Raw genomic sequence first — 25054 nt, 5'->3', positions numbered from 1 at the left:
CGGGAAACCCGCAGAAACGCTTGACGAAACCGCGATCCAACGCCATTTGGCGCCGGCTTCGCGGGTCTGCTTCGGCAGATTCGCCGATTGGCGCCGCAGCCTCCCTCGCGGGGCGCGGCACGAACACTAGGAACGGAAAACCAGCCATGAAGGCTCTTACGAAGACCACCCGGTCGATCAAGCCGGCCGAGGTCGAAAAGAAGTGGCACATCATCGACGCCGACGGTCTCGTCGTCGGTCGTGTCGCGGCGATCATCGCCAACATCCTGCGCGGCAAGCACAAGCCGAGCTACACCCCGCACGTCGATTGCGGCGACCACGTCGTCGTCATCAACGCCGACAAGGTGAAGTTCACCGGCAAGAAGCTGACCGACAAGGTTTACTACAAGCACACCGGCCACCCGGGCGGCATCAAGGAAACCACTCCGGCCAAGGTGCTGGAAGGCAAGTTCCCCGAGCGCGTCCTGGAAAAGGCCGTTGAGCGCATGATCCCGCGCGGGCCGCTTGGCCGTGCGCAGATGCGTGCCCTCCACGTTTTCGCCGGCACCGAGCACCCCTACGACGGCCAGAAGCCCGAGAAGCTCGACGTTGCCTCGATGAACCGCAAGAACAAGGCTGTCGCATAATGGCCGACGAAACCAAGAACGAAACCGTCTCGGATCTCGCCGATCTGAAGGACATCGCCGGTGACGCGCCCCAGGGCGACGCAGCCGAAATCGCCGAAACCGCCGAAGTCCCCCTGCGCGAGCAGGAGCTGGACAAGGAAGGCCGTGCCTACGCAACCGGTCGCCGCAAGGACGCCACCGCCCGCGTTTGGCTCAAGCCCGGCAGCGGCAAGGTCATCGTCAACGGCAAGGACCAGGAAGTCTACTTCGCACGTCCGACCCTGCGCCTGATCATCGACCAGCCTTTCACGATCACCGATCGCCAGGGCCAGTACGATGTCGTCGCCACCGTCAAGGGCGGCGGTCTCTCGGGTCAGGCCGGTGCCGTGAAGCACGGTATCTCGCAGGCTCTCGCCAAGTACGAGCCGGCCCTGCGCAGCACGGTGAAGGCCGCTGGCTTCCTCACCCGTGACAGCCGTGTCGTCGAGCGTAAGAAGTACGGCCGCGCCAAGGCACGCCGCAGCTTCCAGTTCTCGAAGCGCTAAGGCTTACCCGATCTTACAGATCACCAAGTGGGGCGGTGCCGCAAGGCGCCGCCCTTCTTCTTTGTCCGAATGGAATCGTGAGCGCGGGGGCGCTCAGCGTTGCAGCATCATGATGCCCCAGGCGAGCGCAGTCCCGCCGAAGAACAGCGGCCAGGACCACCAGAAATCATACTGGTAGAGTTCCGCACGGAAGATCGCGAGCTGTCCGCCCCTCGAGCCTTGCGACCCGATCATAAGCGCCACTACGAGAGTGAGGATCGCACCCAAAGGCGCTGCCTTGAAAAATTCCATCGACTCGCCCCCTTCCTGTCGGCGTGAACCGCAAGGTTAGGAGCCGCGTCTTGCGGCTTTTCTGGCAAGCCCCGTTAGCAGAGGTGGTGTCTGGGCAGGGTTAATGGACCGGCGGGTCGACGCGCGGGACCTGGCGGATGGGAGCAACCGGCTCGCCCTCGCGGCGCGGCGGGAGCGCATCGGCCGGGACATCGTCGATCTGCATGTCCGGTGTGTCCACGCTTTGCAGGTTGCGCACGGTGACACTGAGCTCCTGCCCGTCCCAGCGGATATCGTTGAAGCTCGGCGGGGTCGAGCGGGTGCGCTGGGAGAGCGTGCCTGCTCCGATCATCCGGACCGGTCCTTCGTCGGTGTCCTCAAGGATATCGAAGGCATCGTGCACATGGCCGGACAATACGGCAGCGACCTTGCGCTTCGCCAGTTCGCGCAGCGCCTTGTCGCCATGCTTGGTCAGCGCCGTTCCGCGCGTGCCGACTTCGCGCAAAGGATGGTGGACCGCCACCAGCGCGCGCTTTCCTGCTGGAAGAGCGTCAAGCGCGGCAAGGCACCGTTCGAGCGCGCGGGCGCTGACCCAACCCTTCGACCAGTTCAGCCGGGGCTGCATGCGCACAGCGGTCTTGAGCGGCACGATCGCCAGCGATCCCAGGTCCAGCTCCCGCTCGACCTTCTCCTTCATGCCGTGAAACCGCTTGTAGGGAGTGAGGAAGCGTTCGATCGGATTGAAATAGGGCATGTCGTGGTTGCCGACCTCGACCGTGACCGGCGCCTCGAGCGAGTTGATCCATTCCGTCGCCGCGGCAAATTCGCGGTGGCGTGCGCGCATGGTCAGGTCGCCGGTAATTGCCACCCCGTCGGGCTTCTCTTCAGCGATAGCGTCGCGCACCCAATCGAGCGCGCGGGTGTTCTCGAGCCCGAAGTGGATGTCCGAGAGGTGAAAGATGCGCCGCGATTCATCAGCCATGCGTGGGCGCTAGCAGAAGCGCCCTGCGCGGGGCCACTGGGAAAACGCAAAGGAGCGGCGGCGGCCCACAGTCCCTTCAGATGCGATGGGTTGTCACAACCCAGGCCATGACGGTGTTGAGACCCGTATAGACGCCGTACCCCCATACCGCAGCCGGCCAGCCATGCGCTGCCAGCAGCATCGCGGCGACCAGGACGCCGTATTCGAAGAGCAGCGAAATGCGCCCTCCCCCGGAGCGCACCGCCCGCGGCAATGTCTCCAGGAGCGGGTGCCCCGACTCGAGCACCGCCTTGTTGGCGGCAAAATTCAGCACTCCGAGCGCGAAAAGGATCAGCAATTCCATGCGACGAGCGTTGTAGGCTCGCCGCTCGCCGATTGGCAATTGCGCTTGGTCGGAGGTTTTGCCCCGCCCGTCCAATCGGCCTCGGCACCGGTCGATGGTCGGTCGCGATTACAGCTGTAGCCATGCAATACAGTGTGTGCGGCGGGCCTCTCCCCCCTCACTGATCGGGGCCCGCCGCAGACCTGGAGATGAAGCCATGAAGACCACCCTCGCTACCCTCGCCGCCGCCGGTCTCGCACTGTCGGCAACCGCTGCTCAGGCCAACCACGTCAGCGTTCCCTACGCCGATCTCGACCTTGCCAGCGCCGCTGGCCAGCAGGCGCTCGACAAGCGCATCGACCGCGCCGCCCGCACCGTCTGCGGGTACAAGCTCGAAGGCAAGCGCACCGTTCGTGAAGAAAGCGATGCACGCAGCTGCTTCGCTACCGCAAAGGCGCGCGCCGGCGAGCAGTTTGCTGCCGCCGCAGATGCCGCGACTCTGGGCGGCTAATACCCCTAGCCCGCCCACCTTCGGACCCCGGCCGGATGCAGTCCCCCGGCCGGGGTCTTCTTTTTTGTTGGGGCCTCAGGCGCCGGCGGCCGCATTCGCGGCCTCGGCTATCCTCGCTCACACGCCCTTCGGGCGCGTCGCTGCGGGCGCGCAGTCGCGCTTGCCTCGCCTAGCGGCTCGGAAAGCATCGCCAAACGTTTGCAATCGCAAGAGCCCCGTCTGCGACCAGCGGACGGCATGGGCGGAAGTGCACCTTTGGTGCGCTGGCCGAAGGCCACCTGCACGCCCGTCCGCAGCGGGTGCGGCTTGCCGCACGTCTAGCGAGGATGAACCGACGGATGTCGGTTCGTAAAACAGGAAACCCTACCTGCCGGCCATCGCCTTTACCTTAGGGAGGTAAGTGCGCCCGATGCGCAGCGCCTCGTCGTCATCCAGCTCGACCGACCACACGCCCAGGCCATCGTGGCGAAGGCCCGTGATGCGGTCCTTGCGCAGGATGGTGGAGCGGTGAATGCGGATGAACTTTGCCGGATCGAGGCGTTTCTCAAGGCCCGCAATGGTCTGCAGCAGCAGGTAGGTGCGCGCCGCTTCGCCTTCACCGACGTGGAGGCGGACATAGTCGCGCTCCGCATCGATCCGGCCGACCTCGGACGTCGCGATGCGGATGAGTTCCGAGCGGTGCGGGATCCAGAGCTCTTCGAGCCACTGGCTATCGCTCCTCTCGCCGTCGCCGCGCCGCGCGATCGCGCGCGATACCGCGCGCTCCAGGCGTTCCGGCTTCACCGGCTTGAGCACATAATCGACCGCGTCGAGATCGAAGGCCTCGACCGCGTAATTGTCGTGCGCGGTGACGAAGACGACCGCCGGGCGGTCTTCCTGCTTGGACAGCGACTTGGCGACCGAGATGCCGTCCACTTCGGGCATAGTCATGTCGAGCAGCATGAGGTCGGGCTCGAGCGCCTCCACCAGCCGCAGCGCCTGCGCGCCATCGCTGGCGGTTCCGACGACCTGCAGTTCGGGGATCTTGGCGCAGATGACCTGCATGCGTTCGACCGCGAGCGGTTCGTCATCCACGATCAGCGTCTTGAGCTGTGCAGTGGTTTCCTCAGCCATGCTTCACCATTGGTAGCCTGAGTTCGGTTTCATAGCCTGTCAGGGCCGGTCCGGAAACTATCGTGGCCGCGTTGCCGAAGCGCGCCTCCAGCCGGTCGCGCACATTGGCAAGGCCGATGCCGAAGCCGTGCTTGGCCTCGGTGCTTCCCGGCCCGTCGTCGCTGACGGTCAGGACGAGCCGCCCGTATTCCTCACGCGCCGCGATGGTCACCGTGACCGGCTTGCTCGAGGCAGAGACGCCGTATTTGACCGAATTCTCGACCAGCGGCTGCAGGATCATGCCGGGCACCTTGTAGCCGGCGAGCTCGCTCGGCAGGTCGACCTTCACCTTCAGGCGCTCGGGGAAGCGCACCGATTCGATGTCGAGATAATGCTCCTGCAGGTCGATCTCGTCCTCAAGCGTGACATCGCCCGTGGGATCGTCGGCCAGGCTGTGGCGATAGAAGCGCGAAATGGTCTGGATCATCTGCTCGGCACGTTCGGCCTTGCCGGTCATGACCAGCGCGGAGAGCGAATTGAGCGTGTTGAACAGGAAATGCGGGTTCACCTGGTAGCGCAGGGATCGCAGCTCGGCGGCCTTGGCGGCGGTGCGGAAGCGCTCACCGCGGCGCTCTGCGGCGCGCGCCTGGGCGCCTGCCAGCAAGGCGAGGAACAGCGCGGCCCAGGCGAGGAGCAGGAAGTACCGCCCGATCGCCAGGTCGAAGGTCATGCGCCACTGGTCGAGCGAGGTCGGAGCCGGCGCGATGATGACGCTTTCGGGAATGACATCTTCCGCCTCTTCCACCTCTTCGTCCAGCTGCTTGCGCGGCAGGTCGATCAGGAGGTTGCCCGAATCGTCGCGGCGCAGCGAGATGCCGCGCTCCTTGCCCATCTGCTGCTCGACCTTGGCTTCGATCGGTTCGAAGACCCAGCGGTTGAACTGCGCCACAAGGATGGCGGCGGGCATGGCGGCGATCAGCGCGACGGCAATCTTGATGCCCATCGCGCGGTTCTCGACCACGCGCAGAAGCATCCACAAGAGGCCGGTCACACCCACGCCGAACACGCAGACCAGCGCGCGGCGCCACATCAGCTCGTCCTGGTACTCAAGACCCAGGACCGCCCCGCGCAGGGTGATCAGGAGGAAGTAGCACAGCCACACGCCGACCATCGAGGCAAAGACGACCTTGCCCGGCAGCCGCTCGTTGGCGGGATTCATCTGGCGTTCATCGATTGACACGTTCTGCGATGTGCCCATTCGCGTCCGCAAACGCCAGCGCCGCGGTCGAACAGGCTGTGCAGTTGGTCGAGAGTCCCGCTATTCGGCGGGTTCCAGGTCCCCTTCGGCGATCCGGCGGCGCCATTCGGCCGGCGCAAGTGTGTGGACGTTGTTGCCCGCAGCATCGACCGCGACGGTCACGGGCATGTCCTGCACCTCGAATTCGTAGATCGCTTCCATGCCGAGATCCTCGAAAGCGACGACCCTGGCGCCCTTGATCGCGCGGCTGACCAGGTAGGCCGCGCCGCCCGTGGCCATGAGGTAGGCGACCTTGAACTTGCTGATCACCTCGACCGCATTGTGCCCGCGCTCGGCCTTGCCGATCATGGCGAGAAGGCCAAGGTCGAGCATCATCTCGGTGAACTTGTCCATACGGGTGGCGGTGGTCGGACCAGCCGGGCCGACGACTTCGCCCATCACCGGGTCGACCGGGCCGACGTAGTAGATGACGCGGCCCTTGAAATCGACTGGCAGCTCCTCGCCCGCTTCGAGCATGTCCTTGATGCGCTTGTGCGCCGCATCGCGCCCGGTGAGCATCTTGCCCGAGAGCAGCAGGCGGTCGCCGTGCTTCCAGCTGGCCACTTCCTCGGCGGTCATCTCGTCGAGATTGACGCGCTTGGCCGCCGCATCGGGCTTCCAGGTGACCTGCGGGTATTCGTCGAGGTTCGGCGGGTCGAGATAGGCGGGGCCCGACCCGTCGAGCGTGAAATGCGCGTGGCGCGTGGCGGCGCAATTGGGAATCATCGCCACCGGCTTGCCCGCTGCGTGGCAGGGCGCATCGAGAATCTTCACGTCGAGCACGGTCGAGAGGCCGCCCAGGCCCTGCGCGCCCACGCCCATCGCGTTCACCGCGTCGAAAATGTCGATGCGCAGCTGTTCGATATCGTTCTGGGCGCCGCGCTCTTTCAGCTGGCCCATGTCGATCGGGTCCATCAGCGAAAGCTTGGCAAGCTTCATGCAGTGTTCGGCCGTCCCGCCGATACCGATGCCGAGCATGCCCGGCGGGCACCAGCCCGCACCCATCGAGGGGATCTGTTCCAGCACCCATTCAACGATATTGTCCGACGGGTTCATCATCTTGAACTTGGACTTGTTCTCGCTGCCGCCACCCTTGGCGGCGACATCCACGCTGACCGTGCTGCCCGGCACCATCTCTACCGATAGTACGGATGGCGTATTGTCGCGCGTGTTGCGGCGGGTGAAAGCGGGATCGGCCAGAATCGAGGCGCGGAGCTTGTTGTCAGGATGGTTGTAGGCGCGGCGAACACCTTCATCGACGACGTCCTGCAGGGACCGCTCGCTGTCGAGGCGGCAGTTCATGCCCCATTTGACGAAGACGTTGACGATGCCCGTGTCCTGGCAGATCGGCCGGTGGCCTTCGGCGCACATGCGGCTGTTGGTGAGGATCTGGGCGATCGCGTCCTTCGCCGCCGGGCCTTTCTCGGCTTCGTAGGCGTCGCCGAGCGCGCGAATGTAGTCCATCGGGTGGTAGTAAGAAATGTACTGGAGCGCGTCGGCAACGCTCTCGATCAGGTCGTCTTCCGTAATGACGGTCATGTCGCTCATCGCCGCAAATTCCCATGTTGCAGATTTGCGCTCCCCGATAGGCGCGTTTGCGGCCATCGGTCAAAGCGCTTGGCCGCAAGGAGCCTTGCGCCTAAGGCAACCGGAGCTTGCATAAGCGTGTTATTGATGTAATACAGCTCGCGGAACGACCCATGACCATGACCACCACTCGCCTCGACTATGCCGCCGCCCGCAAGGCGATGCTCGACAGCCAGCTGCGCACCAGCGGCGTCAACGACGCCTTCGTCCTGGAACGCATGGGCGTCGTGCCGCGCGAGGACTTCGTGCCCGAAACCGCCAAGGCGACTGCCTATATGGACCGCGCGATCCGGCTCGAGGACGGCGGCTTCCTGCCTGCCCCGCTCTTTCACGGCGCCATGCTCGCCGAAGCGCGCCCGACTCTGACCGACCGCGTGCTCGTGGTCGATGCCGGCAGCGGCTATCTGCCCGCGCTGGTCGGCCCGCTGGTCGAGAAGATCGACACCATCGCCCCGGAAAAGGCCGCATCGGGCGGCAAGCGCGGCGAATACACGCTCGTCCTGGTGGACGGCGCCATCGAACACGTCCCTGCCCCGCTGGCCAAGCTGGTCGCGGAAGGCGGGCGAATTGTGACCGGCATGGTCGAGCGCGGCGTTACCCGCCTCGCCACCGGCCGCAAATCGGGCAAGGCTCTGGCGCTCCTGCCGCTTGCCGAAATGGGAATCCCGCGGCTCGGCGCCTTCGATCGGCCGCAAAGCTGGAGTTTCTGAATGCGTCGCGGAGGGTTTGCACGATCTTTGGTCCTGGGTGTTAGCGCCGGCGCAATGACGCTGGCAGCGCCCGCCCACGCAGACACTCTGCAGGAAGCGCTGACCAAGGCTTACCAGAACAACCCGACGCTGCTCGGCGCCCGCGCGCAGCAGCGCGGGGTGGACGAGAACGTGCCGATCCAGGCTGCGCCCGGCACGGCCAACATCTCGGCAACCGGCACCTATACCGAGTTCATCAAGAACTCGCCCAACAGCTTCACCGCGCCCGACCGCGTCTTCCAGGTCGGCCCCTCGCTGACCGTTCCGGTCTACAACGGCGGCGCGATCCGCAATTCGGTCAAGGCCGCCAAGGAACGCGTCAGCGCGGGCCAGGCAGACCTTCGCGCGATCGAAAGCGCAGTCTTCAGCCAGGTCGTCGCGGCCTATATGGATGTGCTGCGCACCCAGGCGCTGGTCTCGCTCTCGGCGAACCAGGTCGACGTGCTCACCGTCAATGTCGAGGCGACCAGCGACCGCTTCGAGATCGGCGACCTTACCCGCACCGATGTCGCGCAGTCGCAGTCGCGCCTCGCGGTTGCCCGCGGCGACCTGCAGAACGCGCAGGCCGGCCTGATCAACGCGCGCGAAACCTACATCCGCCTGGTCGGCGATGCGCCGGACAACCTCCAGCCGCCGCCAATGCTGCCCAACATGCCGGACAGCGTCGAGACCGCAGTCGATGTGGCCCTTGCCAACAACCCCGACCTGATCGCCGACAAGGAACGCGCCGATGCTGCGGGCTTTGACAGCGAAGTGGCCGGATCGGGCCGCCTGCCGACGGTCTCGCTGTTCGGCAACGTGACCTACACCGACTATTTCAACACGCTCGCCGGGGGTGCCGGCGGGATCGCGCAGGAAGAAACCACGGCCAACGCCGGCGTCCAGGTGCGCATCCCGATCTTCCAGGGCGGCCTTCCCGCTGCCCGCCAGCGCCAGGCAATGGCCCGCGAAACCGCGGCGCTCGAGCAGATCATCGCGACCGAGCGCGAGGTGATCGCGCAGGTCCGCGCGTCCTATTCGAGCTGGCAGGCCTCGCTCTCGGTCATCGAAAGCAGCCGCATCGCTGTCGAAGCGGCCGAGCTCAGCCTTGAAGGCGTGCGCGCGGAAAACTCGATCGGCAGCCGCTCGATCCTCGATGTGCTGAACGCCGAGCAGGAACTGCTGAGCGCCCGCGTGCAGCTCGTGACCGCGCAGCGCAACGCCTATGTCGCAGGCTTCACCCTGCTTGCCGCCATGGGCCGCGCCGAAGCGCGCGACCTTGGCTTTATCGGCGAAGGACTGCTCTACGACCCGGCCGACAACTACCGCCGCGTGCGCGGCCGCGTGTGGGACTGGGACCGCGATCCGGAGCCGATGGCCATCTCGACCAGCACGGCCGACATCCCGGCGCCTGATGCAAGCGTTTCAACCGAGGGTGAAACCGGAACCGATTCAGGCTATTGAGCCGATTGTGCCGAATCGGGACGGGCCGATTCGGAAAACAGGGGCTTGAGAGACGATGCAGCAACCGGGCGAACCCTCGGTCGAAGAAATCCTCGACTCGATCAAGAAAGTGATCGCGCGCGACAACCGCGACAGCGCGGTGCTCGATCGCCGTCGCAAGCCTGCGGCGCCTGCGGTGAGTGATCCGGTGGAACCGGCCGACGCCGAGGAAGCCGACGAAGTGCTCGAACTCGCCGAAGAGATCGCTCTCGAAGACGAGCTGCTCGACGAGACAACGTCCGAGGAGGACGAGGCGGACGCCCTTACGCGCGGCGACACGCGCGAAGCGATGCGCCAGAACTTCGCCGCCCTCTCGATGCTGGCGCAACCCGGAAAGCAGCCGCAGATCGTGCGTTCGGGCGAAACCTCGCTCGAAGGGCTGGTGCGCGAAATGCTGCGCCCTATGCTCGCCCAATGGCTGGACGACAACCTCCCCGGCATGGTCGAGGAACTGGTGAAGGCGGAAATCGCCCGTATCGCGGGCAAGCGCAGCTAAATCGACCCGCCGCACCTTTGTCTTCAAAACCCAAATCTCTGCGCAAGGCCAGCGAAGCGCTGGCCAAGACCGGCGGCGCTTCGGCGCAGCGCCAGATCTTCCTGTGCGCGGTGTCGGAAAAGCAGAAATGCTGTGGGCGCGAGGAAGGCAAGAAAGCCTGGAATTACCTGAAGCGCCGGATGAAGGAGCTCGGGCTGGTCGGGCGCGAAGGCACCGTCCAGCGGACCAAGGCGGATTGCCTGCAGATCTGCGAAGCGGGGCCGATTGCCGTCGTTTGGCCCGACAATGTCTGGTACCATTCCTGTCACCCCGAAGTGCTCGAGGCGATCATCCAGCGCCACCTGATAGGTGGCGTGCCGGTCGAGGAATACCGCCTTAACCCGACCGACTAATCGTCGTCGCGCAGCGGGTCTTCGATCGATTCGTCGTGGCCCGTGCCGGACGACAGGAAGACAAGGCCCATCAGCGCGCTTGTCAGCAGCATGGTGAAGCCGATCCCCAGCGCCGAGGCGATGTAGAAATGGATCGAGACCTCGTTCTCGCCGAACTTGTAGAGCAGCGCGAGGGCGATGATCACGATCCCGACGGTCAGCAGGAACATGAACCGCATGATCCGGCGGTACCGCGCCCAGGCAAACGCCGCCTGTTCGGGATCGTCGAGAGGGGATTTCTGCACCATCGGCTCGGCACATGGCGTGGCCGGCCTGTAGATTCAACGTTCGAATGGCCACAGCGATTCGCTTTTTCGCACGGATGGTGGCATTCTACGCACGAAAAACAGGAGGATACCGCGCATGGAAATCGGCCGTTTGATCGAAGGGCGAGCGAGTTCGGAGATTGTCTCTTGTTCCACGACCACTCCGGTTCATGAGGCCATCCGCCTGCTGGCATCGAAGCGTATCGGCGCGCTTCCCGTGGTTGATGGAGGCACGGTCGCCGGCATTTTTTCCGAACGCGACGTGATCTACCGCCTCGCCGACGAAGGCGACGCCTGCCTGACCCGGCCTCTGGGCGAGGTGATGACCTCCCCCGCCATTACGGTCGAGCGCACGACGACCGTGCTCGACGCGCTTGCGCTGATGACCAAGCGCCGCATCCGCCACCTTCCCGTGGTCGACGGCACCGCCATGTGCGGGTTCATTTCGATCGGAGACCTGGTGAAGGCGCGGCTCGACGAGATCGAACACGAGGCCGAAGCGATGCGCGAGTATATCCAGACGGCTTGAGACACGCGCCCGGCTTACCTACATCGGCCTCATGACCACCGCCCCCACCCTGACCGACGCAGCAGCCCAGCGGATTGCCGCGATTGCCGAAAAGCAGGCGAAACCTGCCATCCTGCGCCTCTCTGTCGAGGGTGGCGGCTGTTCGGGCTTCCAGTACAAGTTCGGCCTCGCCGACGCGCCCGAAGGCGATGACAGCGTGAGCGAGAACGCGGGAGTGAAGCTCGTGGTGGATTCGGTAAGCCTCGATCTCGTCGCCGGCAGCACGGTCGATTTCGTCGAATCGCTCGGAGGGGCGGCCTTCCGCGTCGAAAACCCGCAGGCAGCGGCCGGTTGCGGCTGCGGTTCGAGCTTCGGGATTTAGGTTAGACCCGCCGGTGCGTTTCGGGCATCAGGTGCCCCATGCGTATCGCCACCTATAACATCAACGGAATCAAGGCGCGTCTCCCGCGCCTGAAGGAATGGCTCGAGGAAACCCGGCCCACCGTCGCATGCCTGCAGGAAATCAAGACGATGGACGAAGGCTTCCCGGCCGATGAGTTCGAAGCGATCGGCTACAAGGCCATCTGGCACGGCCAGAAAAGCTTCAACGGCGTTGCCATCCTCGCAGACGGTGTGGAGCCGAAGGAAATCCAGCGCGGGCTGGGTGTCGATGGGCCGAAGGAGGGCGAGGGTGAACAGGCGCGCTACCTTGAAGCCGAGGTCAACGGCGTGCGGATCTGCAACCTCTACCTGCCCAATGGCAACCCACACCCCGGGCCGAAGTTCGATTACAAGCTCGCCTGGATGGAAAAGCTGCGCGAACGCATGCGCGCGATCTGGGCCGAGGAAGTCCCGGCCGTGGTGCTGGGGGATTTCAACGTGATCCCGGAAGACAAGGACGTCTGGTCGGTGCACGCCATGGCCTCGGACGCTCTGATGCAGCCCGAATCGCGCGATGCTTATGCCCGCTACCTCGCCGATGGTTGGACCGACGCCTTGCACACGCTGAACCCGCGTGGCGGCGTGTGGACCTATTGGGACTACCAGGCCGGCGCCTGGCAGCGTGACCATGGTTTTCGCATCGACCACCTGCTGCTGTCGCCCGAGCTGGCGGACCGAATGACCGCGGCGGGCGTCGACAAGGAGTATCGCGGGCGCGAGAAGGCCAGCGATCACACGCCGGTCTGGGTCGAACTGCGGGACGCTTAGGGCCCGCATGCGAAAAGGGCCGCCCCTTGCGGGACGGCCCTTTGGAATTCGGTCTTTCCTACCTCAGCGGTAGAAAACGTGCGTGTCGATGGTCGCCACGGCGGTCTTGCGACGGCTCCAGCTCGGGCGCACGTAATTGGCGTGGAAGTAAACGGCCTCGCTCGCCGCGCTGTCCCACAGGCCTCGGTGTGCAATGCGGGCAATCGCCTGCGCACGCTTCCAGGCAGCCGAACCGGTCTTGATGCGCGGCATGCGGCCGTTCTTCACGAAGGAGAACTGGGCGCGCTGGTAAACAACGCCGCAGTAGCTGCCCGGCCAGCGGCGGTCTTCCGAACGATTGATGACCACTTCGGCGACAGCGAGCTGGCCGTCGAGCGGTTCGCCGCGCGATTCGAAGTAGACGGCACCCGCGAGGCAGTGCAGCTCGTCCGAGAGCTGGCCGGCTGCGGGCATGGAATTGACCAGTTCGCGCAGGCTCTGGGCCTTGGGCGCGTCGCTGTCGGAAATTTCGGTTTCGGCTTCCGCTTCTTCGGGAAGCGCCTGCACCACTTCGTTTTCGACGAAGACAGGCACCACTTCCTGGGTGAGCTGCGCGTCGGGGGCAGGGGTTTCGGTTGCTTGCGCCGCAACCTGGGCGTTGGCACCGGAGCTTTCTGCGCCGGCAATCGTGGTAAGGGCAATCGCCGCGGCAACCGCGGTGAAACCAGTAAACTTGCGGATCATTATGTGATGACAACTAAGCGGTTGGCGGTCTGTCGCAGGCTGGGATCCATGGCGCGTTGCTTGCGTCCTTGGGTCGGATCCGTTGCGGGCCTGCCGGCCACCCCCCGTCTGCGTGCTAGCGTGCCGACCCCATTGCCGTCCTACGCCGCCTGCGCATCGAAGTTGGCGGCCAAATAGTCACATTTGAAATCAAGTCAACCTATGTTCCCGAAGTTTCGACGAAGCGTTCTGCACCGTCGATATCCAGCTCGACCACCCAGCAATCGGGGTCAGAGGCCTTTCTTCGACCAACATAATCATCGAATTCGCGCACGTTTTCAGGGTCTTGCTCTCGGGTAACCACGAAGCGCCGCGACCCATCGAGCTGGGGCATGCGCTCCCAAAGGCGGGTATTTTTGCCACTACTCGTGGTTATAACCAGGATGACGCCCGCATCGCGTTCTCCCTTCTGCAGGACCATGGCGAAGCCGCCCGCAGTCTCTACCGCGCGAATAAGGCCGGATATTTCGACATGGGCGGGCAGCCGGGCGTCCATTTTGCGCTCAGCTGTCGGTGAGATAGCCGGGCAGGCTGGACAGCGGGATGTGCGAGCGCATGAAGGTGCCCGTCCCACGGCCAACCTCGTCTCCTTCCTCGTCGACCAGTCGCGATTCGGCCACGAACACGCGTTTACGGCCGCTCACCCAGCGCCCTTCGGCAACAACTCGGCCTAGCCGGATCGGCTTGGTGAAGTGGAGGTTGAACGAGGTCGTCAGCAGGAAGCGATCGGTCACGAAGGTGTTGGCCGCGTAGAATCCCGCATCGTCCAGCATCTTGAAATAGATCGTCCCGTGCGCCGCGCCCGCCGCGTGGTAGACATCCTCGGTCACATCGAAGGTAATGCGCGAGGTTCCCTCGCCCGTGATTTCGAGCTGCGAGGCAAACAGCGCGTTGACCGGCGCGGATGCGTAGAGGCTCTCGAGCGCGCGAAAATGACGCTCCGCCCCGCTGGATGCGGCCCCGCTCATCGCTTGCAGTCTCCTCCTAGCGCGGCTCGACCCAGCCGATCGAGCCATCGTGGCGGCGGTAGACCATATTGTGCTGGCCGCTACCAGCGTTCTTGAACAGCAGGCCGTTCGTGTTCTGCAGGTCGAGCAGCATCACTGCATCCGCCACGCTGCATTCGGGAATGATCGCCTTGGTTTCGGCGATCACCGGCGGGCTGTCCTCGGTGATTTCCTCGTCATTGTCCGGTTCGGGCGCGGAGAAGATCGTGTAGGCGGCCTCCGCCTCTCGAACCGCATGGGCGGCCTGTTCGTGCCGGTCCTGGATCCGGCGCTTGTAACGGCGCAGCTGCTTTTCGATCTTGGTCGCAGCGGCGTCGAAGGCCTGATGCACATCGTGCGCCTCGGCGTGGCCCTTCAGGATCAGCCCCTGCATCACATGCGTGACGATATCGGAGGTGTAGGAGCCGCCGGGCCCCTTGCCGAAGGTGACGTGCGAGGAAATCGCGCGGTTGAAATACTTGTCGACGATGGCGTTCAGGCGGTCATCGACATGCTCCTGGAGCGCGGCGCCGGTGTCAATCTGGTGGCCGGAAACACGAATATCCATAGTGCCGTTCTCTCCTTTACCATCCCCCACACGGTCCCGGGGCGGGACCGCTCCGCTGGCCGGTCCCTACCCCCAGAGCGGGTCGTCGATCCCGGCCATGAACTCCTTGTGCCGCGCGATCTCCGCTTCGCTGGCGGTGTGCGGGCGCGGCTCGCGGCGCGGGCGATCGGGCGCCTGGCGCACCGCCGCGACTTCGGGCGAAGCGGTGGCGGCCTGCGCGGCGGCAACCTCCGCAGCCAGTTCGAGGCCAATCTGGCGCCCGCCTTTCAGCTCGACATAGACCTGCGCAAGCAGCTCGGCGTCGAGCAGGGCGCCGTGCTTCACACGGTGGCTCCGGTCGATCCCGTAGCGCGAGCACAGCGCGTCGAGCGACAGCTTCGCGCCCGGGTGCCGCTTGCGGGCAATGGCCACCGTGTCGACCATCCGGCTCATGCACACCGGCTCGCGTTCGATCATGACCAGTTCGGCGTTGAGGAAGCCGAAGTCGAAGCCGGCGTTGTGCGCGACCAACGGGGAATCGCCGATAAAGTCTAGCAGTTCGTCGGCAAGGTCGCCGAACAGCGGTTTGTCAGCAAGGAAGGCAGCCGAAAGGCCATGCACCGCTTCGGCGCCGGCGGGCATGTCACGCTGCGGGTTGAAATAGGCGTGGTAACTCTCGCCCGTGGGCACGAGATTGACCATCTCGATGCAACCGATTTCGACCATCCGGTCCCCTGTCTTGGGGTCTAGGCCGGTGGTTTCGGTATCGAACACGATTTCGCGCATCGAGTCTTCTATCGGCCCCGCGCGCGAAGATTACAAGGGGGTTACAACGCCTATCGCGCAGCGCTAGCGGCCCGCAACTTTTCGATAAGCTCGGCGACGGCCACCTCGGTTTGCGCAAGCGTTGTTCCGGTGTCGATCACATGGTCGGCCCGCTCCCGCTTCTCTGCATCGGGTGTCTGGAGACCAAGGATATGGGCGAACTTGTCCTCCGTCATGCCGGGCCGGGCAAGCACACGCGCGCGCTGCGTTTCGGCCGGGGCAGAAACGACGACGACCGTGTCGACCGCTTCGGCTCCGCCTTTTTCGAACAGCAGCGGGATGTCGAAGACGACGACCGGGGCGCTGGCGTGTTCGATAAGGAAAGCCTGGCGCTTGGTGGCGACCGCCGGATGCACGATCGCCTCAAGCCGGGCGAGCTCTTGCGGATTGCCGAAGACCAGCGCGCCCAGCGCATCGCGCGAGACACCGTTTTCGTCGGTGCTGCCAGGAAAAGCTTCCTCGATGGCCGGGACGAGCTCTCCTCCCGGCCCCTGCATGGCGCGCACCTCGGCGTCGGCATCGAACACGGGGACGCCAGCGTCTTCGAACATGGCGGCGACGGTCGATTTGCCCATGCCGATGGAGCCGGTGAGGCCGACGATGAGGGGGCGAGTCATGGGCTAAGCCTTTCGCGCAGTTCCGCGTCGTGTTCGCGCGGGGGTTCGACGCCGAAGAAATGGGTGAAGGCCGCCGCTGCCTGTCCGATCAGCATGGCGAGGCCGTCGATGGTTTCGAAGCCAGCATTCCGCGCGTTCTGCAGGAAGGGTGTGTCCAGCGGATCGGTGACGATGTCATAGGCGATCGAGCCGGGCGGGGCATGGCTCCAGTCGAAGGCGAGCGGCGGCTGGCCGCGCATGCCGAGGGGGCTGGCGTTGACGACGAGGTCGCAGCACCCTTCGCGGTCATCGAAGGCGAAGTCGGTTTCCTCGGCAAAGTGCGAGAGAGGGGCCGCGTGGTGTTCGCCTTCGGCCAGCTCGGTAAGAAGATCGCGCGCCTTGTCGAGATTGCGGCCGGCGAGGACCAGCGTGAACCCTTCCTTCGCAAGGCCAGCCACGATGGCCCGCGCGGCGCCGCCGGTGCCGAGCACGCGTGCCATACGGAAATAGTGCTGGTTGCGCAGGCGCTCTGCCAACGGTTCGAGAAAGCCCGCGACATCGGTGTTGCGGCCCACAAGCTTGCCGTCACTGGCCTTCACCACAGTGTTGACCGCGCCGACCTGTTTCGCCAGCGGCTCCAGCCAGTCGAGCAGGGGCATGATCGCCTGCTTGTGCGGCATGGTCACGTTGCAGCCGCGCCAATCCGGATCCTCTCGCCGCGACGCCAGATAGTCTTCGAGCGCGTCGGGGGTCACATGTTCGGCGCGATAGTCAGCCTCAAGGCCCAGTTTTTCGATCCAGAAGCCGTGGATGGCGGGCGACTTGGACTGGGCGATGGGATCGCCAATCACTTCGGCATGGATGGTCACGAGGGAAGGGCGCCTTCCCCGCGCAGCGCGTCCAGGACAGGCAGAAGCGGCATGCCGAGCACGGTGAACTGGTCACCCATGATCGCCTCGAACAGCTGCACGCCGGGACCTTCGATGCGGAAGACACCGACACAATAGCTGACCGCCGGCCATTCGGCGTCGAGATAGCTCTCGATAAACGCATCGCTCAGCTCGCGGACTCGCAGGCGGGCAAAGTCGGAATCGACCCAGACGATCTGGCCGCCGCGCGCAAGCGCTGCTGCGCTGTGCAGCGTCATCACCTTGCCTGAGAAGAACCGCAGGTGTGCAGCGGCGTTGTCGCGGCTGGTGGGCTTGTCGAACCGGCGCCCATCGACTTCGACCAGCGAATCCGAGCCGAGAACCAGCGCGCCGGGCTGCTCGGCGGAAACCGCTGCGGCCTTGGCGGCGGCGAGCGCCTGGGCGATTTCGGCCGGCTCGGCCCCATCCATCTCGGCCTCAAGCGCGCGCTCGTCGACCTCCGCGGCTTGCGCGGTGAAGGCCACCCCGGCCGCTTCCAGCATCGCCTTGCGCGAGCCGCTGTTCGAGGCGAGCACGATCCCGCTTCCGGCAAGACCCGTCATATCGGTTTGGCCCCTTGCGATGTCCCGCGCGCCTCGCGCTCGTTGTAGAGGCGAATGACCGCAGCGGCAGTTTCCTCGATCGAGCGGCGGGTCACGTCGATCACCGCCCAGCCATTGTCGGCGAACATGCGGCGCGCAAACTTCACCTCGTCCTTCACCCGCTCGTTGTCGACATAGTCGGTCTCGCGCTCCTCGTTGAGCGTCAACAGCCGGTTGCGACGGATTTGCACCAGCCGTTCGGGCGCGGTCGTCAGCCCGACGACCATCGGGTGCTTCAGCTCGTAGAGCTTGGGTGGCGGCGGGCTTTCCACCACGAGCGGGATGTTGGCGACCTTGTACCCGCGATTGGCGAGGTAGATGCTGGTCGGCGTTTTGGAGCTGCGCGAAACGCCGGCCAGCAGGATGTCCGCTTCCTCCCAATCCTCCCAGCCGACACCATCGTCATGCGCGATGGTGAACTGGATCGCCTCGACGCGGTTGAAATAGGCTTCGTCCATCGCGTGCTGGCGGCCGGGGCGGCCATGGGCTTCCTGCCCCAGCGCCTTCTCCAGCGCTTCGGTTACCCGGTCGAGGATCGGCACCGCGGGCAGGCCTTGCTGCGCGCAGGACTCTTCCAACCGGGCGCGGGTTTCGGGATTCACCAGTGTGAACAGAACAAGGCCCGGATTGGCTTTGAGTTCGGGCAGGATCCGTTCAAGGTGCTGCCGGCTGCGCACCATCGGCCAGAAATGGCGCACGACATCCGCGTCCTCGAACTGCGCAAGCGCCGCCTTGGCGAGCATTTCGAGCGTTTCGCCGGTTGAATCGGACAGGAGATGGAGGTGGACGCGGTTGGAAATGGGACGCTCTGCAGCCTGTGGAGAACAGGTGGCATAAACCACGGGAGAAAGCTGGCGACAAGTTCGGGAGGAAAAACCCTCCCCGATACGAGTCCTCCACGGGGCGATTCCCGCACACCAAATGGAAGTTATGCCGGGTGTTGGGGACAGTGAGGATAAGTTTGACTCGACTCACGCGCAGTGGCGAGTCGCATTTGCCCATCCGCCCTTTGCAGCGCGGGAGAAATCGGGCAGGGGCCGGTTATCCCTGAAATCCACAGGGCCAACAGACTCCATCAACTCTTATCTAAATATCATTATTTATTGGATTGGACTCTCCGATGCCCGGTCTCCTCCTCGATACGTTGAACGGCAAGCGCGGTACCCGCGTGCCGCTCTGGCTCATGCGCCAGGCTGGTCGCTACCTGCCTGAATACCGTGCGCTGCGGGCGGAGAAGGGCGGGTTCCTCGCCATGGCATACGACAGCGAGGCGGCCTGTGAGATCACCCTGCAGCCGATCGATCGTTTTGCCTTCAACGGAGCGATCCTGTTTTCCGATATCCTGATCGTGCCGCACGCAATCGGACAGCACCTCGAATTCCTGGCGGGCGAGGGGCCCAAGCTCTCGCCGCCGCTGGTCGAGGCAGCGCTTGAGGGGCTGAAGCCCGATCCCTCGCGCTACGATCCGATCTACGAGACCGTCCGCCTGTGCCGCCAGCGCCTTCCCGAAGGCGTGACGATGCTGGGCTTTGCCGGCAGTCCCTGGACGGTGGCGACCTATATGGTGGCGGGCGAGGGGAGCCGCGACCAGCATGAGGCCCGCGCCATGGCCTACCGCGACCCGGCAAAGCTTGATGCGATCCTCGAGAGGATAGTCAGCGAGACGGTGACCTATCTCTCGGGCCAGATCGAAGCAGGCGCGGAAGCCGTGCAACTGTTCGACAGCTGGGCGGGCAGTCTTGCGCCCGACGAATTCGAGCGCCTGGTGATTGCCCCCAACGCGAAGATCGTTGCTGCCCTGCGCGAAAAGCATCCCGATACGCCGGTCATCGGCTTTCCGAAGGGCTCTGGCGAGAAGCTGCCGGCCTATGCGCGAGAAACGGGCGTGCAGGCGGTCGGGGTGGACGAAACGCTCGATCCCGAATGGGCGCACCGCGAATTGCCCAAGGGCATGCCGGTGCAGGGCAATTTCGACCCGCTGCTGCTGCTTTCTGGCAGCGAGCGCCTGGAAGAGCGAGCGCGGTTCATCCTGCGCGCCTTTGCCGACAGGCCGCATGTCTTCAATCTTGGCCACGGCATCGACCGGCGCACGCCGATTGCGCATGTCGAGAGGCTCATTGCGACGGTCCGCGGTTTCGAGGGGTGACGCGGGGGCCGAGGCACCCTATCTAACGATGCGATGCAGGAAGCGCTTGCGATGACCTATCTCTGGCTCAAGGCCGGCCACATCATCTTCATGGTGTTCTGGATGGCGGGGCTGTTCATGCTGCCGCGCCAGATGATCTACCTGCACCCGGCTGCGCCCGAATCCGAGGAATCGGCAATCTGGGCGAAGCGCATGGGCCTCCTGCGCAAGGTTATCCTGACGCCCAGCCTGATCGTCGTCTGGGTGTTCGGCCTCGCGCTGGCCATGGCGATTGGTGCGTGGACGCAGGGCTGGTTTCACGCCAAGCTCCTGATCGTGATCCTGCTGACCGCTTATCACGGCATCATGGTCGCCCGCGCCAAGAAGATGATCGCGGGCGAACGCCCCATGAGCGAGAAGCAGCTCAGGATCTGGGGTGAATTCCCCGGCATCGCGCTGGCGCTGATCGTCGTCCTCGTGATCGTCAAACCTTTCTGACGATCCGAGCCGGCAGGCGAGGCAAGGCCGACCGGCCGCCCGCAGCGATGCGGACGAAGTCCGTATGAGCGAGGATAGCCAAAGGGCGCGGATGCGCCCTGCGGCGCCTGAGGCGAGACAAAAAACGACACGCACGCTTTGTGAATTGACGCTCCGACACGCGGGGCGTAATTGCATCGCACCAACCGGCTACAGGCCTCGCATGGAACGAGGCCGGGTCCGCTTTCCCCAAGCCCTTTCGACCCGCCGGCCATCCACAATCGAATACCGAGTAAAACACTATGCATCTCAAGGATTTGAAAGCAAAAACCCCGGCAGATCTGGTCGCGATGGCCGAAGAGCTGGGCGTCGAGGGTGCCTCGACCATGCGCCGGCAGGACCTGATGTTCTGCATCCTGCGCGAACTGGCCGAGGACGAGGAATACGACGACAAGATCATGGGCATCGGCACCATCGAGGTGCTGCAGGACGGTTTCGGCTTCCTGCGCAGCCCGGAAGCGAATTACCTCGCCGGTCCCGACGATATCTACGTCTCGCCCAACCAGGTCCGCAAATGGGGCCTGCGAACCGGCGACACTGTGGAAGGCGAAATCCGCGCGCCCAAGGAAGGCGAACGCTATTTCGCGCTGACCAGCCTCGCGAAGGTCAATTTCGACGATCCCGAAGCCGTGCGCATGCGCACCAATTTCGACAACCTGACGCCGCTCTATCCGGAAGAAAAGCTGTCGCTCGACACGCTCGATCCGACGGTGAAGGACAAGTCGGCCCGCGTGATCGACATCATCTCGCCGCAGGGCAAGGGCCAGCGCGCGCTGATCGTCGCCCCGCCGCGTACCGGTAAGACGGTTCTGCTGCAGAACATTGCCAAGGCGATCACCGACAACCACCCCGAAGTCTTCCTCCTGGTCCTGCTCGTTGACGAGCGTCCGGAAGAAGTCACCGACATGCAGCGCAGCGTGAAGGGCGAGGTGATCTCCTCGACCTTCGACGAGCCGGCCAACCGTCACGTGCAGGTTGCCGAAATGGTGATCGAGAAAGCCAAGCGCCTCGTCGAGCACAAGCACGATGTCGTGATCCTGCTCGACTCGATCACGCGTCTCGGCCGCGCCTACAACACCGTGGTGCCGAGCTCGGGCAAGGTGCTCACCGGTGGTGTCGATGCGAACGCGCTCCAGCGTCCCAAGCGTTTCTTTGGTGCTGCGCGCAACATCGAGGAAGGCGGCTCGCTTTCGATCATCGCCACCGCGCTGATCGATACCGGCAGCCGGATGGATGAAGTTATCTTCGAAGAGTTCAAGGGCACGGGTAACAGCGAAATCGTCCTCGACCGCAAGGTCGCCGACAAGCGTATCTTCCCGGCACTCGATGTCGGCAAGTCCGGCACCCGCAAGGAAGAGCTGCTGGTCGAGAAGGACAAGCTGTCGAAGATGTGGGTCCTGCGCCGTATCCTCATGCAGATGGGCACGGTCGACGCGATGGAATTCCTCCTCGACAAGATGAAGGATTCCAAGACCAACGAAGACTTCTTCGCCAACATGAACCAGTAGAGTGGTATCGGCCCGCCGTATCGTGCTCACAGGAGGACCGGGGGCGGGCAAGACCACGGTTCTCGGAGAACTGGCCCGGCGCGGCTTCCGGACTATCCCGGAAGCGGCCCGGGCCGTTTTGCGTCAGGAAGGCGGACAGGCGCTGCGCGCCCACGATCCCGACGGATTTGCCGAGGCGATACTCGGGCGTGAACTGGACAGGTTCGCGATCGGGGCAGCAGAGGAGGGCTTGGCGTTCTTCGACCGCGGGTTCGGCGATCTCGCCTCCATGCCGGTTCGTGCGTCAGACCTGAGGCACCGCATCACCGCTGCGGTCCTGGATCTTCGCTATGATGATCCCGTGTTCCGCGCACCCGCTTGGCGCGCAATCTACCACCAGGATTGCGAACGAACCCAAACCTGGGAGGAAGCGGTGGCCAGCGATGCGGCGGTTACGAGCGCCTGGAAGGCTGCTGGATACCAAGTGGTGGATCTGCCGTTCGCAAGTCCGCAGGAGCGGGCTGCCTTCATTCTGGGGTACTTATGACCCCTTCATCTTCTCCAGCATAGCGCCCATCTGTTCCCAGACCTTATTCACGGCCTTGAGCGGACGGACCATGACCTTGAAATCGGTGATCATACCGTCCTCGTCGAAGCGGATGAGGTCGATGCCGTTCACGTGAATGCCGTCCATTTCGGTCTGGAATTCGAGCATGGCGTTCTCGCCATCGACCAGTTCGCGCAGGTACTGGAAGCTGTCGTTACCGAGCGTGTTGCCCGCCGCCGAGAGGTAGGCGACGACGATCGCGCGCCCTTCCTGCGGGGTATGAACGACCGGCGAATGGAACACCGCGTCCTCGTGGATGATGCCCGCCAGCTCTTCAGGCGTGCTGCCGTTCTCGATAACCTCGTGCCAGCGCTTTAGCCCGATCTCTGCACTCATCCTGCCCTCCGGAACGTGTCTGCCCGCGCTGCATGCCAGTGCCGGGCGTAAGGTGTGTCATCCGCTCCCTCGAGCAACTGGCCCGGCTCGAGGAAGGTGTAGATGCGATCGATGGCATCCGAGCGCGCGCCATTCAAGCGCTCGCGCATGTCCTGCGGAGCGATTTCCCACGGGCTCGAGAGGCCCATGGCGACGACGATTTCGCGCAGGGAGTGCAGCGTCTGGCGTTGGAATCTCGCGACGCGCGGGGCCTTGTCCTCCACCACGAGCCCGCTCTGCCGCCAGGCATCCTGGGTAGCGATACCGGTAGGGCAGGTGCCCTTGTGGCAGTTCATCGACTGGACGCAGCCGAGCGAGAACATGAAGGGACGCGCGGCGTTGCACCAGTCGGCGCCCAGGGCGAAGGCCTTGGCCATCTGCGCGCCCGAATGGATCTTGCCCGAAGCGGCAATCATCACCTTGTCCTTCAAGCCCGTGCCGACCAGCATGTTGCGGACCATGATCTGCCCTTCACGCAGTGGCATGCCGACAGAGTTAGACAGTTCGAGCGGTGCGGCCCCTGTGCCGCCTTCCGCGCCGTCGACCGTGATGAAGTCGGGGTGCAGGCCGGTTTCCAGCATGGCCTTGCCGATGGAGAAGAGTTCGTGCGGCTGGCCGACGCACAGCTTGATGCCAACGGGCTTGCCGCCGGAAAGCTCGCGCAGTTGTGTGATCCATTCGAGCATCTCGATGGGTGTCGAGAAGGCGGGGTGAGCCGGGGGTGAGGTGACCGTTTCGCCAACAGGGACTCCGCGCGCTTCGGCGATTTCCTTGGTCACCTTCGCGCCCGGCAGAACCCCGCCGTGGCCGGGTTTCGCGCCCTGGCTGAGCTTGATCTCGACCATCTTGACCTGATCGGCGCTGGCGTTGTCGCGGAACTGTTCGGGATCGAAATTGCCGTCCGGCGCCCGCGCGCCAAAATACCCGCTACCGAGTTCCCAAATGAGGTCTCCACCAGGGGCCCTGTGATAGCGGCTGATCGATCCCTCACCCGTGTTGTGCGCAAAACCCCCGAGTTTTGCGCCGGCGTTGAGCGCCTCGATGGCGCGCGCCGAAAGCGAACCGAAGCTCATCGCCGAGATGTTCAGCAGGGCGGAGGAGTAGGGCTTGGAGCAGGTGCCCTCACCGATGGTCAGCCGCCAATGGTCAGGAGCATCGGCTTTCGGAGCGACCGAATGGCTGAGCCATTCGTACTCGTCGGAATAGACGTCGAGCTCGGTACCCATCGGGTGGGAATCGAGATCGCCCTTCGCCCGAGCGTAGACCAGCGCGCGCGCCTGGTGGCTGAAGGGGCGACCGTCGAGGTCGTCCTCGACGATGTAGGCCTGCGCGAACGGACGCAGGTCCTCCATCAGCCAGCGGATGCGGGCTAGGAGGGGGTAATTGCGCCGCAGCGTGTGCTTGGTCTGGAAGAAGTCCCACAAGGCCAGCAGCAGCAACGGCACGAGTCCCCAGAGCAACCACTGGGCCGGTTCCCACAGTGCGGCAAACGCAACAAGCGCCGCCAGCGCTGCGGGAACGATGTAGCGAAAGGGCAGTTGCTCCACGCGTCAGGCGAGGTTTGCTGCGAAGAACTCAGCGGTCCGGCTGTCGGCCAGCTGCGCGGCGTCTTCGGCCCGACGCTTGCCGAATTCGGTCGCAAAGCCGTGGTCGAGGCCCTCGTAGTCGTGAAGCGTGACCTTGGGATGGTCGTCGAGGCCCTCGTGCATCGCCTTCTGCGTGGCCTTGTCGACGAAACCGTCCTCGGTCGGGATGTGGAGCATGAGCGGGTGGGCGATCGCATGCTTTTCACCCAGCAGACCGTCAATGCCGACACCGTAATAGCCGACGCTGGCATCGATATCGGTGCGCGCGGCGGTCATGAAGGCGAGCCGGCCGCCGAGGCAGTAGCCGACGCAGCCGACCTTCGGCACGCCTTCTTCGCGGCGAATGTGGTGGATCGTCGCTTCGATATCGCGAACGCCCTGGTCCTGGTCGAACTTGCCCATCAGGTCGAGCGCGCGCTGGAATTCGGGCTCCACGTCAGGATCGAGTTCAACGCCCGGTTCGAGCCGCCAGAAAAGGTCGGGCGCGACGGCGAGATAGCCTTCCTCGGCAAGCTTGTCGCATTTGCGTCGGATGCCGGCGTTCACGCCGAAGATCTCCTGGATTACCAGGATTGCCGCCTTCGGGGTGTCGGCCGGACGGGCCACATAGGCGGTGAAGGTTTCGTCGCCGGACAGGGTGGAAATCGTGACGGTTTCGGTCATCGGTTGGAAGGCTCCCTCTAAGGTTATGGTGTCTTATGCTTGCATGACGCGTAATGCGAACCCAAATAGGGTTTCGCACAGGATAACGGAGGAAGC

The 25054-nt window shown here is 64.5% G+C and carries 33 protein-coding genes; 14 read left to right on the top strand and 19 right to left on the bottom strand.

From position 1 onward, the window contains the following. The first annotated feature begins 146 nt into the window (after positions 1-146). Together rplM and rpsI are read left to right on the top strand one after the other, a co-directional pair. Complete coding sequence (gene rplM / locus KUV82_RS01015) at positions 147-626, top strand: 50S ribosomal protein L13 (protein WP_219955057.1); 480 nt, start codon at positions 147-149, stop codon at positions 624-626. After that, on the top strand, positions 626-1150 hold the full coding sequence (gene rpsI, locus KUV82_RS01010; protein ID WP_219955056.1) for a 30S ribosomal protein S9: 525 nt from the start codon (positions 626-628) through the stop codon (positions 1148-1150). The genes rplM and rpsI overlap by 1 nt, the downstream gene beginning before the upstream one ends. Positions 1151-1243: 93 nt before the next feature. On the opposite strand, the gene KUV82_RS01005 is transcribed toward rpsI, so the two are convergent. The 3 genes from KUV82_RS01005 to KUV82_RS00995 form a co-directional block, all read right to left on the bottom strand. Continuing rightward, entirely contained in the window at positions 1244-1441 is a 198-nt protein-coding gene (locus tag KUV82_RS01005) for a hypothetical protein (RefSeq protein ID WP_219955055.1), read from the bottom strand. Positions 1442-1541: 100 nt separating this feature from the next. Further along, the gene (locus KUV82_RS01000; RefSeq protein WP_219955054.1) at positions 1542-2402 is read right to left on the bottom strand and encodes a metallophosphoesterase family protein; all 861 of its coding nucleotides are present in this window, start codon (positions 2400-2402) and stop codon (positions 1542-1544) included. A 76-nt stretch (positions 2403-2478) separates the two neighbouring features. Then, complete coding sequence (locus KUV82_RS00995; RefSeq protein ID WP_219955053.1) at positions 2479-2745, bottom strand: hypothetical protein; 267 nt, start codon at positions 2743-2745, stop codon at positions 2479-2481. A 196-nt stretch (positions 2746-2941) separates the two neighbouring features. Between KUV82_RS00995 and KUV82_RS00990 the strand changes: the two genes are divergently transcribed. Then, positions 2942-3235, top strand: a complete 294-nt coding sequence (locus KUV82_RS00990; RefSeq protein ID WP_219955052.1) for a UrcA family protein — start codon at positions 2942-2944, stop codon at positions 3233-3235. Positions 3236-3598: 363 nt separating this feature from the next. Here KUV82_RS00990 and KUV82_RS00985 read toward each other — a convergent pair whose 3' ends face one another. Genes KUV82_RS00985 through KUV82_RS00975 form a run of 3 tightly spaced genes read right to left on the bottom strand, consistent with a single transcriptional unit; the run spans position 3599 to position 7163 of the window. Continuing rightward, the gene (locus tag KUV82_RS00985; protein ID WP_219955051.1) at positions 3599-4348 is read right to left on the bottom strand and encodes a LytR/AlgR family response regulator transcription factor; all 750 of its coding nucleotides are present in this window, start codon (positions 4346-4348) and stop codon (positions 3599-3601) included. After that, complete coding sequence (locus KUV82_RS00980; protein WP_258319790.1) at positions 4341-5585, bottom strand: sensor histidine kinase; 1245 nt, start codon at positions 5583-5585, stop codon at positions 4341-4343. The genes KUV82_RS00985 and KUV82_RS00980 overlap by 8 nt, the downstream gene beginning before the upstream one ends. A gap of 60 nt (positions 5586-5645) precedes the next feature. Further along, entirely contained in the window at positions 5646-7163 is a 1518-nt protein-coding gene (locus KUV82_RS00975) for a fumarate hydratase (protein WP_219956164.1), read from the bottom strand. A gap of 167 nt (positions 7164-7330) precedes the next feature. On the opposite strand from KUV82_RS00975, the gene KUV82_RS00970 reads away from it, so the two are divergent. Genes KUV82_RS00970 through KUV82_RS00955 form a run of 4 tightly spaced genes read left to right on the top strand, consistent with a single transcriptional unit; the run spans position 7331 to position 10330 of the window. After that, the gene (locus tag KUV82_RS00970) at positions 7331-7921 is read left to right on the top strand and encodes a protein-L-isoaspartate O-methyltransferase family protein (RefSeq protein WP_309148086.1); all 591 of its coding nucleotides are present in this window, start codon (positions 7331-7333) and stop codon (positions 7919-7921) included. A gap of 54 nt (positions 7922-7975) precedes the next feature. Then, positions 7976-9403, top strand: a complete 1428-nt coding sequence (locus tag KUV82_RS00965; RefSeq protein ID WP_258319789.1) for a TolC family outer membrane protein — start codon at positions 7976-7978, stop codon at positions 9401-9403. A 55-nt stretch (positions 9404-9458) separates the two neighbouring features. Beyond that, positions 9459-9938: a DUF2497 domain-containing protein gene (locus KUV82_RS00960; protein ID WP_219955048.1), complete on the top strand. Its 480-nt coding sequence runs from the start codon at positions 9459-9461 to the stop codon at positions 9936-9938. 17 nt (positions 9939-9955) lie between these two features. Then, on the top strand, positions 9956-10330 hold the full coding sequence (locus KUV82_RS00955) for a (2Fe-2S) ferredoxin domain-containing protein (protein WP_219955047.1): 375 nt from the start codon (positions 9956-9958) through the stop codon (positions 10328-10330). Here the strand turns inward: KUV82_RS00955 and KUV82_RS00950 are convergent. Continuing rightward, positions 10327-10617, bottom strand: coding sequence for a hypothetical protein (locus KUV82_RS00950; protein ID WP_219955046.1), 291 nt, complete (start codon positions 10615-10617; stop codon positions 10327-10329). The genes KUV82_RS00955 and KUV82_RS00950 overlap by 4 nt on opposite strands. A 115-nt stretch (positions 10618-10732) precedes the next feature. Between KUV82_RS00950 and KUV82_RS00945 the strand changes: the two genes are divergently transcribed. From KUV82_RS00945 to xth, 3 genes are read left to right on the top strand one after another with little or no spacing between them, the layout of a single operon-like run. Beyond that, entirely contained in the window at positions 10733-11164 is a 432-nt protein-coding gene (locus KUV82_RS00945; RefSeq protein ID WP_219955045.1) for a CBS domain-containing protein, read from the top strand. Positions 11165-11195: 31 nt separating this feature from the next. After that, a complete protein-coding gene (locus KUV82_RS00940) occupies positions 11196-11525 on the top strand; it encodes a HesB/IscA family protein (protein ID WP_219955044.1) in 330 nt (109 codons plus the stop codon). A 38-nt stretch (positions 11526-11563) separates the two neighbouring features. Continuing rightward, positions 11564-12352 (top strand): exodeoxyribonuclease III, encoded by a 789-nt coding sequence (gene xth, locus KUV82_RS00935; RefSeq protein ID WP_219955043.1) that lies wholly within the window; start codon positions 11564-11566, stop codon positions 12350-12352. A gap of 63 nt (positions 12353-12415) precedes the next feature. Here the strand turns inward: xth and KUV82_RS00930 are convergent, their stop codons facing one another. The 9 genes from KUV82_RS00930 to KUV82_RS00890 form a co-directional block, all read right to left on the bottom strand. After that, positions 12416-13075 carry a cell wall hydrolase gene (locus KUV82_RS00930; protein WP_219955042.1) on the bottom strand — a complete coding sequence of 220 codons (660 nt, stop codon included), beginning with the start codon at positions 13073-13075 and terminating at the stop codon, positions 12416-12418. 199 nt (positions 13076-13274) lie between these two features. Next, on the bottom strand, positions 13275-13610 hold the full coding sequence (locus tag KUV82_RS00925) for a DUF1491 family protein (protein ID WP_219955041.1): 336 nt from the start codon (positions 13608-13610) through the stop codon (positions 13275-13277). 7 nt (positions 13611-13617) lie between these two features. Continuing rightward, positions 13618-14082 carry a PaaI family thioesterase gene (locus tag KUV82_RS00920; protein WP_219955040.1) on the bottom strand — a complete coding sequence of 155 codons (465 nt, stop codon included), beginning with the start codon at positions 14080-14082 and terminating at the stop codon, positions 13618-13620. A 16-nt stretch (positions 14083-14098) separates the two neighbouring features. After that, a complete protein-coding gene (gene hpf, locus KUV82_RS00915) occupies positions 14099-14668 on the bottom strand; it encodes a ribosome hibernation-promoting factor, HPF/YfiA family (protein WP_219955039.1) in 570 nt (189 codons plus the stop codon). A 66-nt stretch (positions 14669-14734) separates the two neighbouring features. After that, positions 14735-15433, bottom strand: a complete 699-nt coding sequence (gene dnaQ / locus KUV82_RS00910) for a DNA polymerase III subunit epsilon (RefSeq protein ID WP_219955038.1) — start codon at positions 15431-15433, stop codon at positions 14735-14737. A 50-nt stretch (positions 15434-15483) separates the two neighbouring features. Further along, positions 15484-16089 (bottom strand): dephospho-CoA kinase, encoded by a 606-nt coding sequence (gene coaE, locus KUV82_RS00905; protein ID WP_219955037.1) that lies wholly within the window; start codon positions 16087-16089, stop codon positions 15484-15486. Then, entirely contained in the window at positions 16086-16937 is an 852-nt protein-coding gene (aroE, locus tag KUV82_RS00900; RefSeq protein ID WP_219955036.1) for a shikimate dehydrogenase, read from the bottom strand. Before aroE ends, coaE begins: the two co-directional genes overlap by 4 nt. Continuing rightward, a complete protein-coding gene (locus KUV82_RS00895; RefSeq protein ID WP_219955035.1) occupies positions 16934-17539 on the bottom strand; it encodes a Maf family protein in 606 nt (201 codons plus the stop codon). Before KUV82_RS00895 ends, aroE begins: the two co-directional genes overlap by 4 nt. Then, entirely contained in the window at positions 17536-18321 is a 786-nt protein-coding gene (locus KUV82_RS00890) for a pyruvate, water dikinase regulatory protein (RefSeq protein ID WP_258319906.1), read from the bottom strand. Before KUV82_RS00890 ends, KUV82_RS00895 begins: the two co-directional genes overlap by 4 nt. 377 nt (positions 18322-18698) lie before the next feature. On the opposite strand from KUV82_RS00890, the gene hemE reads away from it, so the two are divergent. The 4 genes from hemE to KUV82_RS00870 all read left to right on the top strand — a co-directional run bounded on the left by hemE (position 18699) and on the right by KUV82_RS00870 (position 22274). Continuing rightward, complete coding sequence (hemE, locus tag KUV82_RS00885; protein WP_219955033.1) at positions 18699-19724, top strand: uroporphyrinogen decarboxylase; 1026 nt, start codon at positions 18699-18701, stop codon at positions 19722-19724. Between the two features lie 33 nt (positions 19725-19757). Next, positions 19758-20201, top strand: a complete 444-nt coding sequence (locus KUV82_RS00880) for a CopD family protein (protein ID WP_219955032.1) — start codon at positions 19758-19760, stop codon at positions 20199-20201. A gap of 281 nt (positions 20202-20482) precedes the next feature. Continuing rightward, positions 20483-21748 carry a transcription termination factor Rho gene (gene rho / locus KUV82_RS00875; RefSeq protein WP_219955031.1) on the top strand — a complete coding sequence of 422 codons (1266 nt, stop codon included), beginning with the start codon at positions 20483-20485 and terminating at the stop codon, positions 21746-21748. A gap of 1 nt (position 21749) precedes the next feature. Next, positions 21750-22274: an AAA family ATPase gene (locus KUV82_RS00870; protein WP_219955030.1), complete on the top strand. Its 525-nt coding sequence runs from the start codon at positions 21750-21752 to the stop codon at positions 22272-22274. Here KUV82_RS00870 and KUV82_RS00865 read toward each other — a convergent pair. Genes KUV82_RS00865 through KUV82_RS00855 form a run of 3 tightly spaced genes read right to left on the bottom strand, consistent with a single transcriptional unit; the run spans position 22269 to position 24958 of the window. Then, positions 22269-22670: a nuclear transport factor 2 family protein gene (locus KUV82_RS00865; RefSeq protein ID WP_219955029.1), complete on the bottom strand. Its 402-nt coding sequence runs from the start codon at positions 22668-22670 to the stop codon at positions 22269-22271. The two genes, KUV82_RS00870 and KUV82_RS00865, sit on opposite strands and share 6 nt — an antisense overlap. Beyond that, entirely contained in the window at positions 22667-24256 is a 1590-nt protein-coding gene (locus KUV82_RS00860; RefSeq protein WP_375541222.1) for an FMN-binding glutamate synthase family protein, read from the bottom strand. Before KUV82_RS00860 ends, KUV82_RS00865 begins: the two co-directional genes overlap by 4 nt. 3 nt (positions 24257-24259) lie before the next feature. Beyond that, on the bottom strand, positions 24260-24958 hold the full coding sequence (locus tag KUV82_RS00855) for a dienelactone hydrolase family protein (RefSeq protein ID WP_219955028.1): 699 nt from the start codon (positions 24956-24958) through the stop codon (positions 24260-24262). Between the last annotated feature and the right edge of the window lie 96 nt (positions 24959-25054).

It is taken from the genome of Qipengyuania flava, from assembly GCF_019448255.1.
Lineage (GTDB): Bacteria > Pseudomonadota > Alphaproteobacteria > Sphingomonadales > Sphingomonadaceae > Qipengyuania > Qipengyuania flava_A.
The sequence above is the reverse complement of the archived record's forward strand: the minus strand, read 5'-3'. Positions and strand labels throughout refer to the sequence as shown.